Source organism: Xylanibacter rodentium, from assembly GCF_013166575.1.
GTDB lineage: Bacteria > Bacteroidota > Bacteroidia > Bacteroidales > Bacteroidaceae > Prevotella > Prevotella rodentium.
The window spans coordinates 21007-42743 of sequence record NZ_JABKKE010000021.1 but is presented as its reverse complement, the minus strand read 5'-3'; the positions used below and the strand labels follow the sequence as shown (position 1 = coordinate 42743).

Genomic DNA, 21737 nt, shown 5'->3' with positions numbered 1-21737 from the left:
CTAATTTATTGTCACTGTAACTTTCTTCAGAGCGTTTCCTTTCGATGAATTTCCGTAAAGCACATCATATGTGCCCGGTTTGGTACATATGGTGTTCGTCTGTTCATCAAACCATTCGAACGACTTTGGGGTAAGAAGAAAGTTTGCCGTAGCGGTTTCTCCGGTTTTCACGTTAAGTCGTTTGTAGCCACGCAACTGCATTACCGGACCTTGCGGATCCTGCGGGTTGCGGACGTACACCTGCACGACCTCGGCACCGTTGCGGTTTCCGGTGTTCGTTACGGGTATTTCCATCTTTATGCCTTCACGTCCTATTGTTGTGGATGAGAGCTTGGCGTTTCCGATGTCGAATGTGGTATAAGAAAGTCCGTATCCGAATGGAAATAGTGGTTCGAAGTCACGTATATACCTGTATGTGCGGCCCTCCATACTATAATCTTCAAAGTCACCGAGCTGGTCGGATGAAGCGTAGAACGTCACAGGCAATTTCCCTGAAGGACATACTTTGCCATATAATACGTCTGCTACAGCCGTGCCACCTTCCATTCCGGGATACCATGCTTGAATTATAGCCTCGCAATTTTTTGTTTCAGGTTGAAGGGCTATTGCCGATCCAGAGCAGCATACGAATATGACACGTTTGCCGGCTTCGTGGAGAGCTTTAAGGAAGTTGCGTTGTACGGCTGGCAGTTCGATGTGTGTACGGTCGCCACCCTTGAAGCCGTCAATTTCCACCGGCATTTCCTCACCTTCGAGGCTTGGAGCTATTCCTCCGACAAACACAACCTTGTCAATGTCTTTCAGCCGGTTGATGATGTCTGTATAGTCTATTTCCGATTCTGTTCCGATATTCACTTTTATGTTTGCTCCGTAAGTGGGCATGTGGGCAAAATGTATCTCTATCTTATATTCTTTTCCCGCCTCTACCAGTATCGGAGTTCTCGTGGGGGTGGTTCGCCATGTGGCATGCTTTACCTTTACCTCTCCATTCACCACAACATCGAAGCGGCTGACGGATTCAACGTTGATAACGACTTCGCCCGACTTTGCAGGTCGGAATACCGTCTCATACTGTGCGCTGAAATCCGTAAGGTTGACACCCGGAGCAAATTGATAATTTCCTGCTGTGGTCTTGGTGAAAGGCTGTGTGTAGTATTCTGTAGCAACGGGTTTCCCCTCACGTCTGGTGTTGTTCCAAAATGTACCCTTGAAACCCTTGCGGCCGTCGAAACTGCATTCGGAAAACAACGGTGTCACAATGCGGCTGTCTGTAAGATCGCATCCTTGATGGTATACGGTTTTTCTGTTTTCGCGTCGTATACCGTCGAGTATCGTTATGGTAGTTGTGGGGGTGCCGTTATAGTTGCCCCACATCATCGGTTTGTTGTCGGCGTTCGGACCGATAACGGCTATTTTCTCACTTTTCTTCAGAGGCAGTATGCCATTGCGGTTCTGCAGCAGTGTGATGGTCTGGCGTGCCATTTCAAGGGCCAGCCGGCGGTGTTCGCGGCTCTCAAGCACCGAGGTAGGTATGTCGCTCCAGTAAACAAGCGATGGATCGTCCATTTCTCCAAGGTCAAAACGGCCCTCCAGCAATCGTATAACGTGTTTGTCCACTTCCGATTCTTTTATCAGACCACGGTGTACAGCCTCCGGAATACTTTTATAGGCATAGTCGAAACCGCACTCCACATCGGTTCCTGCCAATGTGGCACGGGCAGCCGAGTGTACGGCGTCGCTGGCCACCTTGTGGTTTGCGTGAATGTCTGTCACGGCACCGCAGTCGCTGACCACAAGATACTTGAACCCCCATTCATTGCGTAGTATGTCTTGCAGCAGACGTGTATTCGAACAGCACGGTTCGTTGTCATAACGCTGATAAGCACACATCACTTCTCTCACCTTTGCATCCTCGACAACAGTCTTGAAAGCCGGCAAATACGTCTCCCACAGGTCGCGTGCCGATATATTGTCAATGTCGGCAGTATGTCGGCTCCATTCCGGACCGCTATGCACTGCGTAATGTTTTGCACAGGCCCATAGTTTGCGGTATTTGGCATCTTCCGGGCCTTGCAGGCCGCGCACAACAGCACTGCCCATCACCCCAGTCAGATAGGGGTCCTCACCGTAAGTCTCCTGCCCGCGTCCCCAACGCGGGTCACGGAATATGTTTATGTTAGGTGTCCATACAGACAAAGCGTGAAAGCGTGTCACATCATTGCCTTGTGATAACAGCTCGTTCCACTTGGCGCGGGCCTCGGTGCTGATGGCGTCAAAGACTCTGAATACGAGAGCATCGTTCCACGAAGCCGCCATGCCTATCGGTTCGGGAAAATTTGTCACACCACCCATATTGGCGACTCCGTGCAGAGCCTCGCTCCACCATTGCCAACGCTTTATGCCCAGCCTCGGGATGGCCGGCGAATCGTCAAGCATAAGGGAAGCCTTTTCTTCCAATGTAAGTCTCGAGCACAAGTCGGCGGCCCTTTCGCGGGCGGTAAGTTCAGGGTTTTGGTACTGTAATGCCTGGGCCATACATTCCACTTCGATGAAACAACCGGTAAAAACGATCATGACAACTCTTGCTGTCATTTTCCGGAATACATGTTCGACACTGCACTTTCTTGAAGATGATGATGGTTTCATAGGCTTTTGTTTCTTTTAACGTTCTTCGTCAGCAAAGGTAATCCGTTTGTCTGCCACACGCTTTTTCGATTGTCTAAAGTTTTTTTCTTTTTGTATCGGCAATGCTTTTCGTACAATAAAAGCGGCCTGTACGTCCCCGTTACGTGTATTGTTTCATCATGTCCGGATAAGGGACCATGATATCCCTTTTGGGAGATATGAAATATAGTCAAGTCTGACGGAAACATCCATGCCTGTCCGTAACGTCAATAACGCAGCCTTTTAAGTTTTTTTTGTGAAAAAATACATCTTATATGGCTTTTTATATATAAATTTGCACAATTATATACATTAGGGGTGGCCAATACATTGCCATGACGATGGAATGTCGTGGACGATTTGAGGAATGGCCGTAGGATACAGAAACTACTTGATATATAAAATGTAGATAACAACTAATAACTGAAAATAAACTACGTATGAGGAAAAAACTTTTACTATTGATGTTTCTCGGAATGACTGTAATGTCGGGTAGGGCACAGCGCACCACCGATGTCATAGACCGGGGACTGGTGGCGGTGAAGACCGGCAGCGGCATATTCTGCAGCTGGCGTGTCACTGCTGAAGAATACTATGACGTGACGTACAATATCTATCGCGACGGAACGAAGATAAATACCGAGCCGCTGTCTGTTTCCAACTTTACGGACAAGAGCGGTACCGTGTCGAGTAAGTATGCTGTTGAAGCTGTTGTGCGCGGCAAGGCACAGGTCAAGAGCAGTATTGTGACCCCGTGGGCAAAGAATTACAAGGAAATAAAGATGAACCACGGTACGCTCACGAGCACGTACATACCCAACGACGCCTGTGTGGCTGACGTTGACGGTGACGGCGAACTGGAGATACTGCTCAAGTTTGACAATGCCAGCGACGCAGCCAACAGCTACAAGCCAGCCGGACACAACGGTGAGTATGCCATCATCGAGGTCTACAAGCTCGACGGAACAAAGCTATGGTGGATAGATCTCGGTCCGAACATGGCCGACTTTCAGAACAATGAGAACAACATCGTGGCCTACGACTGGGACGGTGACGGCAAGGCTGAGGCTTTGTTGCGTGCTGCTGACGGCACTACAATACACATGGCCGACGGCACGACACATGTGGTGGGCGACAAAACTAAGAACTACCGTGCTGCGAACGGCTATTCGGGCCAGTGGTTCATACACGATGGCGCGGAGTATCTGCTCTATCTCAACGGACATACCGGAGCGGTATATCAGCAGATGGAATATCCGCTGAAGCGTCTTGAAGTAGGAGAGACCGACCTTAACAAGGCTTGGGGCGACGGCTACGGTCATCGTTCTACGAAGCATTTTTTCGGAGCACCGTATCTTGACGGACGCAAGCCGAGTATTTTCCTTGCCCGCGGTATATATACCCGCCATAAGATGATTGCTCTCGACGTTGACCCGGCTACACACAAACTCACCGAACGTTGGCGTTGGAACTGCAATACGGCCGGCTCGCAGTGGTATGGCCAGGGATACCACAATTTCGGCATTGCCGACGTCGACTGGGACGGACGTGACGAGATCGTTTTCGGCTCGATGGTCATCGACGACAATGGTAAGGGACTTTCTACGACAGGACTCGGCCACGGCGACTCGCAGCATTGCAGCGATTTCGATCCGTACAGTCATGGTCAGGAGATTTTTGCCTGCAACGAGGACAGGCCGAACAATAATTTCCGCGATGCCACCACGTCAAAGATTTATTACCGAACCACAGGAGGTAACGATGACGGACGTGCAAACATGGGCAACTTTTACAATAACTATCCCGGTGCCCAAGGTGTTTCCAGCAGAGACGGCAGTCTTATAAGTTCTGTGACACATGCGGCCATACCGGGAGGGACCAAGAGCAACATAACACAGAATTTCCGTATATATTGGGACGGAGACCTTTGCTCCGAGACTTTTGACTATGCCAACGGGAAGAATACCGCCGGTACTATATATAAGGTGGGAAAAGGCGCGATAGCCACTCTCGAGGGAAGTATGACCAACAATGATACCAAGGGCACACCGTGCTATCAGGGAGATATTCTCGGTGACTGGCGTGAGGAAGTGATAATGCGTACGGCCGACAATAATATCCGTATTTATACCACAAATGTAGAGACAAAATGGCGAAACTACACTCTGTGGCACGACCATCAGTACCGTCAGGCCATGGTTTGGCAGATGTGCGGATACAATCAGACTCCTCACGTGAGCTATTTCCTTGGCGAATTGGAAGGAATCACCAAGGCGCCTGCACCACTGACAATGACAGGACGTACGGAGATTGTTGACGGCTCGACCATAGGTACGGCTGAGAACGACAAACATATAATAATGTGTAAGACAGGTGACATGACTGTCAACGTAGCAGACGGAGCCAGCCCGTACATACTGACTGTCAATGCTCCGACATGGGTGCAGGGTCACGACAACAATAACAATATAACTACAACAACTTACGCACATACTGTTACCGGCGGTGCCTTCGGCGGCTCTATGCGTCTGGTGAAGCAGGGTGACGGTGTGCTCAATCTGCCGGCTGTAACCCAAACATATACCGGTCCGACGGAGGTTTGGGCAGGAACGGTCAATTTTGACGGTACATTACAGTCGAGTCGTTTGTGGCTAAACCGTTTTGCTTCTCTCGTATCTGACGGCGGCAAGTTTATGAAAGGTATACAAGCCGACTATGGCGCTACAATCGTGCCCGGAGGTCGTGACAACAAGGGGAATATTGAGGCAGACTCGCTCATCCTCAATTTCGGTTCGACCGTACTCATCGACCTGTATGGCGAGGATGTTACGGCCGATATCGTAAAAGCGCGAGTGCTGACAATAGAAAAGAAGAACTGGACCGGAGGACCGGAATATAATACTCCTGTCCTACGGTTTGTGAAGCATGTTGCTGCCGGTGAGTCGAATATTGCCAACGGCCGTTATCTCATCGGTGAGTTCGGCACTGTTGTCGGCAACATTGCAGACTTCAAGGTGGAGGGGCTCAACAGTCAGAAATCCGAGCTTTCGTTTGAAAACGGCAAACTCTATATCACCATTACCAATTTCGAAACAGGTTCTGTGACTTGGACCGGCAATGTCGATGGCGTATGGAATATAGACGGTACTCCTAACTTTATTGTTGCCGAAACAGGCGTAAGCCGTTCGTTTGTACCGGGCGATGACGTGATATTCGACGACAGTGCAGTTTCTACCGATATTATCGTGAGCGGTCATGTGGCTCCGGCTTCCATTGTCTTCAACAACTCAGAGAAGAATTTTACCATCACGGGTGACAGTATCGTGGGCGGTGGCGAACTGGTCAAGAATGGTACGGCTTCGGTTACAGTAAACAGTATCAACCGTACTGGAAAGACCACTGTCAATGGCGGAAAACTCACTGTCAGCGCATTTGCCAATGAAATAGGACAGGAAGTGGGTTCGTTGGGCACGATAGACAAGACTTTCACACTATATAATAATGCCGCACTCAGCTTGAGCGCTACCGCAACCTCCGGACAGAAGATATTCGTAGGTGAGGGTGGCGGACAGCTTGACATTCCCCAAGGTGTGACCCTTACTCTTGAAAAAGGTGTGGGCGCAATAGGTTCGGGTACAGTGCTTACCAAGACCGGTACAGGTACGCTCAATATGGGTGGCGGCAACAGTGTTTCCAAACTGGTGATAGAGCGGGGTGTGGTAAACGCTTCGGAGACAAATGCCGTAATCCAGCTTCCGGCAACGGTGGAATTGCGTGGCGGAACGCTTTACGATCCGGCAAGCGACTACTCGTATTCAACGAACAATGTCAACTTTGTAGTGCCGGAGAACTGTACGGGTACATTCTATTCCGATCCGCGCTGCAACTACAAGGGACGTCTTACCGGTTCGGGTACATTCCGGGTATACGGAACTGGCATACGTGACTATTTCCAGGGTAACTGGAGCCAGTTTGAAGGCACTGTCATTCCAGGCGTATCAAAGCGCGGCAGTTATGACCCTGACTTTACTTTCGACAATTCCTACGGACTTCCCAAGGCCACGCTCCAGATGGATGCAGGCGTCACATTCAACAACAATGGCAAGAATGTGGAGATAGGGAACATCACCGGTTCTGGTACACTTGCCGGTTCTGGTACATATATAATAGGTACCAATGGTGCCGATATCCGTTTCCGTGGCGCCATTAATTCTGCAGTACAAAAGAAAGGGGCCGGAATATGGTATCTGACAACATCGGGTAAACTCGAAAATGCCAAGACGATAACAGTCAACGAAGGCATGCTGTATATTGACACTTATAATTCGACGACATCGGTAACCGGTTCGAAGGGTATTACAGTGAATGGCGGAGCCTCTGTCAAGGGTACCGGTACGCTCGGAGCGCTTGTTCTCAATGGTGGTGCCGAACTTACTCCTGGGCGTACAACTACTGATGACGTGTCAGGATTTGTTGCGACACAGGGTGCTCTTACAGCCAATGCGGAATCTGTGGTCAACCTCAATATCAAGGGCAAGGCCAATAGTAATTCTTCACGTTCGTTCCTTAAGGTCGGTACGGCACTTACGCTAAATGGAGTGCTCAATGTCACACTGAGCAGTACATATATACCGGCACAGGGAGATGAGATTGTTTTGTGGACAGCTGCTTCATTCAACGGTGATCCGGTAATCAATCTGCCCGTTTTGCCATTGGGATTGAAGTGGGATGATTCCGATTTGTTAAACGCTACGGGAATATTACGTGTCCTCGATGATCCGACCGGTATATCTTCGGTTATGGATGGTGGCAAGGTGAAGTGCCGGGTATATACTTTTAATGGTATATATGTGTGCGATTTTGAATGTTATTCAGATGATGTGATCACAGTAATGCGTTCCAAGGGGTTGGCTGGCGGAACATATATCGTACGAGTAGGTTCGGATACAGGCACTGAAAATATAAAGATTGTTATCAAGTAATAGTGTCTGTCTTGTCAACAGATTAAGGTAGAGACAATGTGATATTTATTCATCCGTCTGCAGTTAGCAAAATACGCTATTGCAGACGGATGAATGTGTTAAAAACAATTAATGATAATGTAATATGGATTCTTTTACGTATATTTGCAACGAAATAACTACTAAAATATCCTTTTTTATAAAAGCATATAATATATTATTTAACAACTTAATACAAAACAAATGAAGAAGCGATTACTTTTTATGTTTGCCGCCGCGTTAAGTGCGGCAAGTTCGTTCGCTTATGAAGTGGGAGATTTTGTCTACACTCCGAATGGCCGATTTCAGATTATAGGTGCGAACCTTGTCAAAAACGGTGACTTCACGGACGGATTGAACAATTGGACAAACCTTTATTGTCAGCCACTTTCGCCTGACACGTTTGCTGTGACTAATGATGGTCCTGACGGTAGAAACTGTCTCACAACACTGCAGGGTGCTACGAGCGTATCCAACTATGGTCCGCAATGTGCGAACTTTGCACAGGATGTGACTCTTTCTGAGAACACGACTTATCTATGTACATACAAGGTGAGGGCTTTTGTGCCCAATATGTCGAGTGTTGGTGTGTACGGACGTTATTACAATCACCAGAATTTTGTTTTCCCCAACACTCCTGGTGTTTATCCTTTGAAAGGTGGTGATGGCGATGAGTCCGGTAAGCTAAGTGGTGGCCTTTTCGGATTCTCTTCGTGCTCGGATCAGTGGGAAGAGCGTACCATGGATTATAGAGCTGAAGAAAGCAAGACCATGAGTGTGCTTTTCTTTGAGCTTGTGCCCAATGACAGTTATGCCGATTTCGGTATTTACGAGGCAAAGCAGGTGTTTGACGACCGTATGGCAAAGGACGCTGTTTCGTTTATTGAGATGCTGATTGCTGATAAAGTAAATTTCCCCAATGATGGTCCGGAAGGTGAGCGTGAAATGTTGGGTGCTATAGTAGAGGACTTACGTGGCGCTATTGGTTCAGATCTGGATGTTATATCTTTTGAAGATATGTATAACGGAATAATGGGTCCTGACGGTCCTGTTACAGCATTCCTCAATGCTAACTCTGCTGATGTCTCTTCATATTATACCAACTTCACATTGGATGAGGCTGCAGAGCAGGGTACCGGCAAAACAACAACTCCTGCCAAAGGATGGACCGCAACCAACAATCGTTGGGGTGTTAATGCGGCTTCTTTCAACTTCACAACCAATCATTTCAAGTCTGATAACAAAGCTCAGGATAAATTGGAAGCAAGTTCAGTGTCTCAGGGTGCTAATCTGCCAGCCGGTAAGTATCTCTACATTGTTCGTGGATTAGGTTATAAGATGGGTAACAATGGTAAAGGTTCGAAAGATAATTACTATATCCCCGATTACTATTCACAGATTGAGGGTGTGAAGTATTTCGTAAATAACGATTCTGTTGATATGACGGATTTCCAAACATCTTATGCCAAGATGTATACGAATATATTTGATGTTAAGGAAGATGGTATACAGACTATCGGTTTTGCATATCCTACAATCGATGGAGCTGATACCGGTTCTGCCCCCCCCGCAGCTCATACTGGTAGTGGAACGTTCCGTTTTGACAATGTGGAGATTCGTATTCTCGGTCTGACTGACGATGATGTAAAGAACCATTTCCTCAAGAAGACTCTTGCTGACAAGCGTGCAGATCTTACCGCTGCTATCGATGCAGCCAAAGAGGCTGCCGACAGCAAGAAATATGTGTTCTTCAACTCTGTATTGCGTGATTCTATTGTTGTTTCGGAAAAGGTTCTCGCAGAAATAACTTCTCCTTCACAGGAAAATATAGATATTCTTGTTGCCCAAAAAGAGAACATGGACAAGGCTGTGCGCGCTTATACAAGAGCAAATGCAGAATATGTCAAGTTAGGAAGTGATATTGAACTTTGCAAGACCGAACTTGCCGATGAGAATCGTCCTAAGGGTAAAGATGTGTTTGGCGCTGCTATCAATGTTGCAGAGAACTATTATAGTGCACAGACAGACCAGAGCCGTGATTCGCTGACACTTGTTAAGACAGACTCGACCCTTATGAAAGCCCGTCTCGTATATGGTTTGACCAATGCTTCTATAAGTGCTCCTGCTGATATCAATATGGTTAACGGCTCATTCTCAACCAAGAATGCTACTGGCTGGACGGTTGACGGTGTAGGTGGCAACGGAGTATGGAAGTATCAGAGCAATAGTGACTTTACAGACGGATATTGCGCATATTATAATCGTGGTTCGAGTGCTAAAGATTCCAAGTATATTTATCAGGATGTTGAACTTCCTATGAATGGAGTTTATGAATTCTCTGCTGAAATAATATGTCGTAACCACAATATGGGTGATGCAACTCAGGAGGCTTCAACGGAGATGTATATATTTGCCGGAACAGATTCAACCGAAGTGTATACAATGTGGGATGCAAGCAAGACACACTCAAGCAATCCAAGTCAGGACTATCCTGGTAATGTAACAAGATTCTCGAAGGTTGTTAAAGTTCAGGATATAAATTCTTATGAGGATAAGAAACTCCGCGTAGGTCTTACATGCAAGAATGAAGGCCAGACAATATTCCCGAACTTGATTTACATCGGTTCTTGCCATCTTTATTATCTTGGTTCTATCGCTGATTATGAGACTGGCATTACAGATGTGAATGTGGTTGACGGAATCAACAGCGGTGATGTTTACAGTATCAATGGTGTTAAGGTACGTGCAAATGCAAATACGTTGAAAGGCCTGTCAAAAGGTATCTACATCATGAACGGCAAGAAGTATGTCGTGAAATAATATCTGATAAAGATTATTTAATATAACCGAGGGAACAAGAAAAAATCTTGTTCCCTCGTTTGTTAACTGAAAATAAAACTGTAAGAATGAAGCATTTTTTATTTTTATTGTCTATAGTATTCTTTTACTCATCATGCAATGATATTGATTATTATGAATCTATAGAAGAACGAAGTGACGATATGGTATATGCTGATGCTTTGATATGTGATAGTGTGTTATCACGTTCTTCAATGTATCCGTATTTTTTGGAATTTGACATATATACTGAAGCATATGGTGATGAGAAGTATTATACTTTTCTTGTATTGAATGCGCAGGGATGCGCTCTTTATGATAGAGATCCCTTTTTATATGATAAAGATGATAATGATGAACCGGTGGTTATTGCCGACCCTATTTTATATACTTTGTATCACGGCTCTTCAAAAGTTTGGTTTGACGAACGAGGACTTACGATGTCTGTAGCAGAATCTTATGATGTCGAGAATGATATAGTTGTTTATTCCGATGCTAATATAGGAGATCGGATAGCCATATTTGCGAGTAAAGAAAAGTATACAAATGAAGATTTGATAGCCCATTCTGGTGATATTAGTTATTTTACTAAGGTTAGTGAATCTTTTGAATGTTACTATATTACTACGTTGAAAAGTCATACAACAATAGGGTATGGAATGTGGAGCCCTGATTGGTGGGGATAAATCATAAAATACAGTATAAAATCAAATATCAAATAATAAAGCCTGTTGTTTTTCACTTAAATGAAAAATAACGGCTTTTTGTTTTTTTATACGATTTTCTTGTTGTTCGGCAGTTGTAAATTGTTTGATAAGTTAATTCTTAAAATCTTTAATTTTATTTATATTTTTGTTGCGTATAAATTGAATTTTGCCTATCTTTGTAGGCAAAACTAATAAGAGAGTATTGTGCTCTGTCTCAAACTGCTAAAATAAAAGTAACAATAAATAATAACTAATCAAAAAAATTATGAGAAAACTCATCTTTTGTTTTTCTTTTGTCTGCATGGGACTTTTGTCTTCTTGTGTGGACAAGAACGAACTTGTGGATGAAGAATCGGTGCCGGGATGGCTGGGCTCGAGTATTTACGGCGAGCTGAAAAATCCTGATGCTTCAAAAGGGCTTACCGGTTCTTTCAATACATATCTTCGTTTGGTGGACGACCTGGGGTATGCCGAAACACTGAGTCGTACCGGTAGTAAGACTGTTTTCCCGGCAAACGACGAGGCTTTTGCCCGTTTCTTTGCCAACGAAACATGGCCGGGCGTGAAAAGATATGAAGATCTTTCTGACGCTCAGAAGAAAATGCTTCTTTACTCATCGATGCTTGACAATGCACTTCTTATAGGTATGTTGTCAAATACAAGTTCGTCGGACGGTGTGGTGCAAGGACGTGCCCTGAAGCACCTTACATCTGCCAGCGTTATAGATACTGTGACATATTATCCCGCAATGTCAGCAATGTCGGCCTATGGTGAAAACAATACCAACTGGTCGCGTTTTAATGCCGGAGTATCTGTTGTTACAGATGCAACCCGTCCTATGCTTGTGCATTTCACACGTGAGTATATGCTTAACAATGGTATTACCACTGCCGGAGAAGATAATGACTTTTCTATAATCACTGGCGGTAACTATGAAGAGGGTGATGCCTACATATTTGGTAACAGAATTCCCAAGTCGGCACAGGACATTACATGTCAGAACGGATATATCCATCAAGTGGATAATGTTGTCGTGCCTCCAGGAAATATGGCTCAAGTATTGAAGAAAACTTCCGACCTCTCTATATTCAGCCATATATTGGATCGTTTTGCCGTGCCGGTGTATAATTCTAAGGTGACTAATGATTATCATGATTGGTATAGGGCACAGTCTGAGGTTACGGACATGACGGGCGTCAATAATCCCGATTCTATTTTTGAGGTGCGTTATCTTAGTCGCGTGTCACAGGACAATCTTCCTTTCGACATCGATGCTAATAAAGTACAAGTGATAGCAGAGAATCTTCTTAACCTTGACCCGGGATGGAATGAGTTTTATATAGCTCCTACCCAAAGCGGACAACCGGAAACATATCTTACCGATCTTCAGGTAATGTTTGTTCCTGACAATGCTGCACTTATAAACTATTTTATAAAAGAGGAAGGAAAATCAATTATCGAGACTTTCGGCCGCAAGCCCAATACGGCTGAGAATCTGGAGAGTAATCTTGATGATATACCTACAAATATTCTTGCAAAATTTGTTTCAAATATGTTGAAAAGTTCGTTTGCTGCTTCTGTTCCTAGCAAGTTCGACAATATAATGGATGATGCCAAGGATTTGATGGGAGTGACCAAAGACGCCATCAAGAAGAAAGAAGACGGAAGCGGATATGACATAAAGATAGCCAACAACGGTGTTATATATACCACTAAGACCGTATTCGGTCCTAAAGCTTATGTGGCCGTGTCGGCTCCGGCTTTGTTCAGTAAGGATATGCATGTGATAAACTGGATGATTCAGAATGTGACATATAATAATGTATATGGACTTAATCTCGACTTCTATGCTTACTTGCTGACAATGGCATCAAACTATGCTCTGTTCTTGCCGAGGGACAAGGCCTTTGATGCATATTATCTTGATCCGGCGTCTCTTATAAAGAAGGCAAATGGTGATTATGTCAATGAAAATGCACTTGTATATCACTATTATTACAATCCGTCATCAAAATCAGGTCTTGGAATATCGACATTTAAGTATGATATTGCAAAGCAAGCAATAAAAAATCCCAATGATTCTACTATAATTGATGTGGATGGTGCCAATAATGCGAAAAATTGGCCGATATGCAAGGCTCATCTTCAAGATTTGATGCAGTATTGTACAGTAGTGCTGAAAGAAGGAGAGACACTTGGCAAAAACAATTATTATAAGACCAAACATGGTGGTGCTGTTTTAGTGGACATGAACAACAAGACTGTTGCTTCGGGTGCCCAAATAGACGGACTTCAGCCTGTATCAAAAATTGAGGATGAGTATGTACAGCGTAATGGCCGTTCTTATGCTATAGACCATCTTATCCAGGGACCTGTACAAAGTGTTTATGGCGTTTTGAAAAATTTTGAGTCGTCGACAGATGAGAATACCAAAGAGACATTCTTTGAACTTTGTGAAGGCTTTGATGATGATGTGATGGACTGGGCAGGCATTTCCAAGGACAAGAATCCGACAACACAGATCTATGAGGTTGACCAATACAAGATATTCTACAACCCTATACAGAGAAACAATAAAAAAGGTTGTATGGATAATAATGTGAAATTCTTCAGCAATTACAACTACACCGTTTTTGCACCGAACAAAGCTGCGATGGACAAGGCTTATGCAAACGGTTTGCCAAGCTGGAAGAAGGATGTTATGCCTTTGTTCCATCACTTTACTCAAGATGATCATGACTGTGGCAATGATTGTCCAGGAAAGGCACTTACAGAAGATGAAGCAAAGATAGAAGTACGTGCAAAGATAGAGGCTATCAGTGCATTTGCACGTTATCATTTCATGAATGTTTCTGTATTCGCTGACAATGAGGTGGAGAGTGGCAACTTTGTGACGTTCTATGTGAATAACGACAATATCAGCCAGGAACTGAATATTAGCGGTGGTAATGGAAAGATAGTCATTACCGATGCAACCGGTATGTCAAAGGAAGTCTCGGTTTCTGATTCCAGACTTGTCAATATGATGGCACGTGACTATGAGTTTGTAATGGAGAATGCACAGAAAGCTTTGTATTCAAATTCTTCATCGTTCGCAGTTGTACATGAGATATCCGAGCCTTTGGGCTATAATAAAAATGGCAATTACGGATGGGAGAACTTCAAAGTAAGTAACAAAAAGTAAAGAAATATAATTATGCCAAAGTTTAAATTAATGCTTATAGCCATGTTGCTTGTGATGACTCAGGCAGTGATGGCACAGGGGCAACGAATTTCCGGTACTATTACCGATGACTTCGGACCGACAATGGGAGCCAATGTGGTTGAGCGTGACGCCAACAACCGTATTGTTACGGCTGCCGTGACGGATATTAACGGTAATTTCTCAATGGTGATAAAGAACCCAAAGAACAAGTTGGTCGTTTCATATGTAGGTTCAAAACCTTTGGTGTTGGCAATAGGCTCGCGTGTCAAGTTCAATGAGAAATTGGGAGCCAACAAAACAACTATCAGCGAGGTTACCGTAAAATCAAAACGCCGTTCGAATACCGGAGGACTTTCTATACCCAAGCGTGAGGTGTCTGTAGCACAGCAAACGATGGATATGTCGGAAGTAGAGGGCCTGTCGTTTACCAGTGCTGACGAGGCATTGCAGGGTAAGATAGCCGGTCTTGACATTGTGATGGGTTCGGGTAACCTGGGTTCCGGCACACAGATGCGTCTGCGTGGTGTGACATCTATCAATGGTAACAAGAATCCGTTGATTGTAGTGGACGATCAGATTTATGATGCTCCCGACTTCGATGTGGAAAATGCTACCGACGAAGACTATGCGTCACTGCTTTCGGTGAATGTTGAGGATATTCAAAGCATCACCGTACTCAAGGATGCTGCTTCTACAGCTATTTGGGGATCGCGTGGTGCCAATGGTGTAATCGAAATCAAGACAAAACGTGGTGTGCGTGGACCGACAAGGGTAAAATTCAACTATAAGTTCCAGGGTAGCTGGCAGCCTAAGGGTTATGAACTTCTTAATGGTGACAACTACACCATGCTTATGAAAGAGTCTATATACAACCCCAAGCAGCAGTCTAATGCCACTACCAATATCAATGAGCTTAACTATGTGAAGAGTTGGGGTGACTATGAGAACTGGAACAACAATACCGACTGGGTGGACGCAGTTACACAGTTCGGACAGAGTCATGATTACAACCTTAACCTGACCGGTGGTGGCGAAAAGGCAACTTTCCGTATATCTGCAGGGTATAATCATCAGACGGGTACTATCATCAAGCAGACTCTCAACCGTTTTACAACACGTATGTCTCTTGACTATTTTGTGAGTGAGCGTATAAAGTTCATAACAACATTTGCCTTTACTTATACAAATAACAACAAGAGTTATAGCGATCTGCTGGGACTGGCACAGAAAATAGCGCCTAATATGAGTATATATCGTCAGAATGCCAATGGTGAGAATACTAACGAGTATTTCATATTGAATCCTGCAAGAAATCAGGCAGGAGTTGCTACGGTGAAAAATCCTACTTCGTATGAAATGAGGGATATACGTTCATTGGGTAATCCTGTGGCTATAGCAAATCTTGCGATGTCAAAGGAGAATGTTTACCGTGTGAATCCTGATTTCTGTCTGCAGTATGAATTGCTTGGGATTGAAGAAGGTAAGAGCCGTCTGACATATAGAGGTGATGTTTATTTCGATATATATGCAAACAGCAAGCCGAGTTATTATCCTGCTGAGTTGTCAACAGATGATATGAGTTCTCAAAACTATAACAGATCGTATAGTTTTGAGAGTAATTCCATGGGATTTACCTTTACCAATGATTTGACCTTTACTCCGCATTTCAAGAATGAGGATTGGACCGCGACAATGAAGTTCCGTTATCAGATTAAGACAAGCAACAGCAGTCAGCAGTTTGCTACCGGATATCTTACACCACCAGGATTTGACATTCCTTCAGACGGTATATTGATAGATAAGGACAGTAAAGATAAGGTACAGACAAGCAGTAGCACAGGAAGGTCAAGATCGCAGAGTTGGAGCTATACCGGACATTTCTCTTACAAGAGCAGATACTCTTTGGGTGTCACTTTGCGTGCCGATGGTGATTCCAAGTTCGGTCCGGAAAACAAATGGGCTTATTTCCCCAGTGTGTCAGGGCGATGGAATATCATCGATGAACCGTTCATGAAACCGTTGCGCAAGGTGGTGTCCATGCTCGCTTTCCGTCCCAGTTGGGGTATGGTGGGTAATGCACCGAGTTCGGAGTCGCTCTTTTATGAGGCTTATAATACGTCTTCCGGTAGCTATGGTACCAATGGCGGAGTGCCGACGATTAATATGATACGTCTGAAACTTGACAATCTGAAGTGGGAGACAACTACGAGTTACAACTTAGGCTTTAATCTCGGATTGTTTGACGACAAGATAGAAGCAGAGTTTGAATACTACAACAAGACAACAAAAGACTTGTTGATGAAAGATGTGCGTATTCCTTCTACTGCCGGTTATGCAACTTTGGCATATTCTAATGTCGGTGAGATGAACAATGAAGGATGGGAGCTGAATGTCAGCTTTAACAATTTCATAAAGAAAGGCAAGTTCTCGGCAAGTGCAAACTTCAATGTTTCACAGAACTTCAACAAGATAACGGAAATGGACGAGAAAGTGCTGGCCTCTATCAACAATGAATGGTCTAATAAGAACGGCACTTATCTGAACCGTGTACAGGTGGGCAATCCTTTGGGTTCCATTTATGGATACAGATATAAGGGTGTTTACCAGTATTCTTATGAATATTTGGCTAATTTGAAGCAAGAGAACAAATGGACTGCAGCTCAGTTTGAGTCGGAAATAAACAGACGTCTTGCCAATGGCGAGACATTCCCTGTGGCGATTGACAAGAACGGCAAGGTTATGATGAATGCTGACGGAACTCCGATGCATATGGTGTTCGACTATGCTACAAGAAACTACGAGTTCAAGGGTGGCGATGCTATTTACGAAGACGTTAATAAGGACGGACAGATAAATCAGCTTGACGTGGTTTATCTTGGCAACTCTATGCCTAAGGTGAACGGAGGTTTTGGATTCAACCTTAAATATGGTCAGTTTAAGTTGACAGCCAACTTCAACTATCGTTTCGGCAACAAGGTAGTGAATTATGCACGTATGGAGCTTGAGAAGATGTCTACAGCATACAACCAATGTGCTTCAGTGAACTATCGTTGGCGCAAGGATGGCGATGTGACCCCGATTCCGAGAGCCATGTACGGTGATGAGACTGCTTTCAACTGGATGGGTTCGGACAGATATGTGGAGAACGGTTCTTTTGTGCGTTTCCAGTATCTGCAGCTCTCTTATGATGTTCCAAAGAAAGCGCTGAAGAAGATAGGTCTGAACGAACTTAAGGTCTTTGCTTCTGCTAACAATCTTTACTGCTGGACAAAGTATAGCGGTTCTGACCCGGAGCATTCTGCGAGCGGTTGGGGATTTGCTGAGGACAAGGCCAAGACTCCTCGTGCAAAGTCGTTCACACTCAGTCTTAATTTGGGATTCTGATGATTTTGAGTTTTAGAAAAGAAAAGATGAAGACAATGAAAAAATATATGTTATTCATATTGTCCGGTTTGTTGACAACTTCATGTATCGATACCGTAGTGTTGCCTGACGACATCACTATAGGTGAAGATATGTGGAAGAGCAAATCGGATGTTGAGGGAATGGTCAACGGTGTATACAAAGCCATGACTTCCGAAGCCATTATAGAACGTTGTATTGTGTGGGGAAGTTATCGCTCGGACGAGATGAATCCTATCGTGCAGACATTCAACAATGGCAAGGAAAACGCACTTAAAGATATTAAGTCCGGATATATGACCCAAACCAATACATATGCGGACTGGTCGGCGTTTTATGGTGTTATAAACAGATGCAATCTCGTGTTGCAGCATGCACCGGAAGTCGTAGAGAGTGATCCTGCTTATACAGAGGCCACTTTGAATACGGATATATCGCAGATGTTAGCCATGCGGTCGTTGTGCTATTTTTATCTTGTACGCGCATTCCGTGATATTCCCGTAACTCCAGGGGCATATAAGTTCAGCAGCCAAGAGTTTGAAATACCTCAGGAGGCTCCGCTCACAGTTCTCAATAAATGTATAGAGGATTTGGAGACGGCGATAAAGACCCCGCTTTCTCCTAATGGCTTTACGGATTGGCGACGTGTGGGATATATGAACAAAGAGGGTATTGCAGCATTGCTTGCCGATGTATATTTGTGGCGTGGTTCCATGACTCATAATTCCGCAGACTATCAGAAATGTGTGGAATATTGTGATATAGTGCTTGACTCAAAAAGGGCTGCAACTGCTGATTATTTTGATTTCGGAAGACCATGGTCTAATTTGGTATATGATGGTTCTGTTAACTATCGGGCACAGTTCATTTCCGGCAATTCTTTGGAGAGTATCTTCGAGTTGCAGATGGACGGAAAGAATGATGACAACTTCGGTCTTCGCAATTGCTATTGGAACTATGATGAAAAGAGCAGAGGAAACGGACTGATGAATGCGTCATTGATTTTCAATGAAGTGAATGCAGATAAAGTTTATATATCCGATAAGGATTACAGATGGTATGAAAGTTGCTATAGCGTTAATTCTTCAGATAAGGAGGAATTGGATATATTCAAGATGGTGTCTTTGATGGAGACTGGTAATGTTGAGGGTAATTTAAAGCCACAGACGCCTTTGTCACGTGGTTATGAGGAAGTTGCCCAAAATTGGATATTCTATCGTTTGTCTGATGTCATGCTGATGAAGGCTGAGGCTTTGGTCCAGCTTACACCGGATAGTGAGGACGCTGCGGATAAGGATGTTGAAAATGTGCTTCGCAGTGCATTCAGTCTTGTAAACGAGGTCAATAAGCGTTCCATAGCCTTGGCTACTTTGACAGATGCCGACACATTGAAATTCAGTACATACAGCAATAAGGCAGCTATGGAAGAACTTGTACTTGCCGAGCGTCTGCGCGAATTGTGCTTCGAAGGAAAGCGTTATTTCGATTTGTTAAGATATAACTATCGTCATGTAGATGGGGTACAGCCGGATAAGATTCTTGCCGATATCAATGAAGATCCAGATGTAATGGTAGAGAACAACGGTTCTATGATGAATCTGATGACTCGTGGTATGTCTGTCGGAGGTGGTGCTGCAAGATTGCTTATGCACACAGAACCTTACCTTTATTTCCCGGTTCTGGAGAGTGAATTGAAAGCCAATTTACTGTTGAAGCAGAATCCGGCATATAAGAAGAGTAATCTTTACGATAAGAACTAATAACGACAAGTAATTATGAAAATGAATATATTTAAATCATTGTTAAGGGCTGCGGGATTTTTGCTGATTCCGGCATGCATCACTATGTCGTCTTGTAGCGAGGATATAGATGAGTCGGATCTCTATACGTTTACAGGAGAGACCATTGAAGACTTCATTTCAAACAATAGTGAGCAGTTCAGCAGTTTTAATTATATACTTACACGTTCAGGATATGATAGAATCTTGAGTACGTATGGGAGTGGTTCGAAGGAATACTACACATGTTTCGTTCCGGACAATGCTGCTGTGGCTGAATATATCGACAGTTTGTATAATGATAAGGAAAGTAAGATAGAGCATAATGGTATGACGGAAAACTCACTGGAAGGATTGTCCGACAGTTTGTGCATGGACATTACGCTTTTCCATGTGTTGGGAACCAAGAAACTGACTACAGATATGAATTCTTCCGGTCTGCGGACTCTTCTTGGCCGTATGATAACCACTGATACCAAATTGGTTGATGGTAAACCGCGTATGGTATTGAACGATGCTGCTGCCATAATCGACAGTCATGACGATTGCGTCAACGGTGTAGTTCATGTAATAGATAAGGTAATTCCGCGTTCTAATAAGACTATTGTAAGAGAACTTCAATTGAATACGGAGAAATTCAGCATTTTCTATCAAGCTTTGGAAGAAACCGGACTTGTAGAAAAGTTGGATGCTGTAGATAAAGAACTGACAGCCGAGAAGCCTGCACCAGTAGCAGAATATTACATTCCCAAAGAATGCAAACGTGGTTTTACAATATTTGCAGAGACAAATGAGGTGTTTGCGGCTCATGGTATAAAGACACTTGATGATTTGAAACGCCATGCGAACGAGTGGTATGGAAAAGCAGCAACCGGTGACAGACGTACCGAGACGGAAGGTTGGTATGACTATTACCGTAACAATAAGATAGAAGTGAGTACCGGTACTGACTATACCAATGAACATAATACCTTGAATATGTTCATGAGGTATCACATTCTGAATTATGCCTTGTCAAGAGACGCTCTGACGCTTGATCATAATATATTGACGGGATATGGCTATCCCGGTGATGCATATGACTATTATGAGACTATGCTTCCCAAGACATTGATGAAAGTATGGTGGGTGAAGAAAGAGAACAAGACTTATATCAATAGGTATGTTGCAAATAACACCCTTACAGATGGAGTTGAGACGATAGGTTCTGCTGCTATGCACGAACTGATATATAAGGGATGTGAGGTTGATAAAAGCAATGTTATATCTCCTTTGGATGGTTATATATATCCAATTGATGATATCTTGCTTTATGATTCTCAGGTTCCTATGGGTGTGCTGAACGAGCGTATACGTATTGACGCGGTTACAATGCTGGGAGAGTTGATGTCCAATGGTTTCAGAGGTATGAAAACTGACGAGTTGACTGTTCTTAACGGTGGTAAGACTGCTGGTCGTGCACGTTTCCCGATAGACTATTTTGACAATCTTGTTGTATATAATGGTAATAATACGCAGATTGATATGAATATTCTTGCCGGAGGACCAAATCCTAACGACTATCTGCTTTATCGTGGAGATAGTTTCCAGGGTATGGGTATTTTTGACTTTGCAATAAAGTTGCCTCCTGTTCCGGATGGTGTTTATGAGATTCGTATTAATTTGGATTGTATGCAACATGGCACAATGCTTCAGTATTATCTTGGACAAGCTCCTGCTATTGCAGCCATGGAGGCTCTTGATATTCCATTGGATATGCGAATGAACAGTAATTTTAATGAGCCTCGGTTGATAGAGATTGGATGTATTGATATAAATGATCAAAACAACAATCCGGATGCTTATGCCGATCGCGGTTTGGAATCTGACAGGGTTATGCGTAGCCATAAATATATGCGCGGACCATTGTCTACTGTGAAATCAAGTGCTCAGGACATGATATCACGCTTTAAAGCTTATCAGATCCGTAGAATCCTTGATACACGTACATTGAAACAACAGGATTATTGGATGCGTTTGAAGACAGTGCTTGATGATGGAAATACACAACGTAAGTTCCAGATTGACTATGTTGAGTTTGTTCCGGTGAATGTGGCTCAGAACGATCGTTATCTGGAGGATATGTATTAATATTCAGCAAAAC

The 21737-nt window shown here is 44.0% G+C and carries 8 protein-coding genes; 7 read left to right on the top strand and 1 reads right to left on the bottom strand.

Annotated features, from left to right (window positions below; all coding sequences use genetic code 11):
- A complete protein-coding gene (gene xyl3A / locus HPS55_RS11475) occupies window positions 1–2592 on the bottom strand; it encodes a xylan 1,4-beta-xylosidase (protein WP_172177407.1) in 2592 nt (863 codons plus the stop codon).
- Between the two features lie 512 nt (window positions 2593–3104).
- Here xyl3A and HPS55_RS11470 point away from each other — a divergent pair.
- From HPS55_RS11470 to HPS55_RS11440, 7 genes are all read left to right on the top strand, one after another.
- Window positions 3105–7646 (top strand): rhamnogalacturonan lyase family protein, encoded by a 4542-nt coding sequence (locus HPS55_RS11470; RefSeq protein ID WP_253945850.1) that lies wholly within the window; start codon window positions 3105–3107, stop codon window positions 7644–7646.
- Window positions 7647–7868: 222 nt separating this feature from the next.
- Complete coding sequence (locus HPS55_RS11465) at window positions 7869–10484, top strand: hypothetical protein (protein ID WP_172177305.1); 2616 nt, start codon at window positions 7869–7871, stop codon at window positions 10482–10484.
- A gap of 86 nt (window positions 10485–10570) precedes the next feature.
- Complete coding sequence (locus HPS55_RS11460; protein ID WP_172177307.1) at window positions 10571–11188, top strand: hypothetical protein; 618 nt, start codon at window positions 10571–10573, stop codon at window positions 11186–11188.
- 286 nt (window positions 11189–11474) lie between these two features.
- Window positions 11475–14393, top strand: coding sequence for a fasciclin domain-containing protein (locus tag HPS55_RS11455; RefSeq protein WP_172177309.1), 2919 nt, complete (start codon window positions 11475–11477; stop codon window positions 14391–14393).
- Window positions 14394–14405: 12 nt separating this feature from the next.
- On the top strand, window positions 14406–17798 hold the full coding sequence (locus tag HPS55_RS11450) for a SusC/RagA family TonB-linked outer membrane protein (protein ID WP_172177311.1): 3393 nt from the start codon (window positions 14406–14408) through the stop codon (window positions 17796–17798).
- A gap of 35 nt (window positions 17799–17833) precedes the next feature.
- Complete coding sequence (locus HPS55_RS11445) at window positions 17834–19576, top strand: RagB/SusD family nutrient uptake outer membrane protein (protein ID WP_172324967.1); 1743 nt, start codon at window positions 17834–17836, stop codon at window positions 19574–19576.
- A gap of 21 nt (window positions 19577–19597) precedes the next feature.
- Window positions 19598–21724, top strand: a complete 2127-nt coding sequence (locus HPS55_RS11440) for a fasciclin domain-containing protein (protein WP_172324965.1) — start codon at window positions 19598–19600, stop codon at window positions 21722–21724.
- Window positions 21725–21737: the final 13 nt, after the last annotated feature.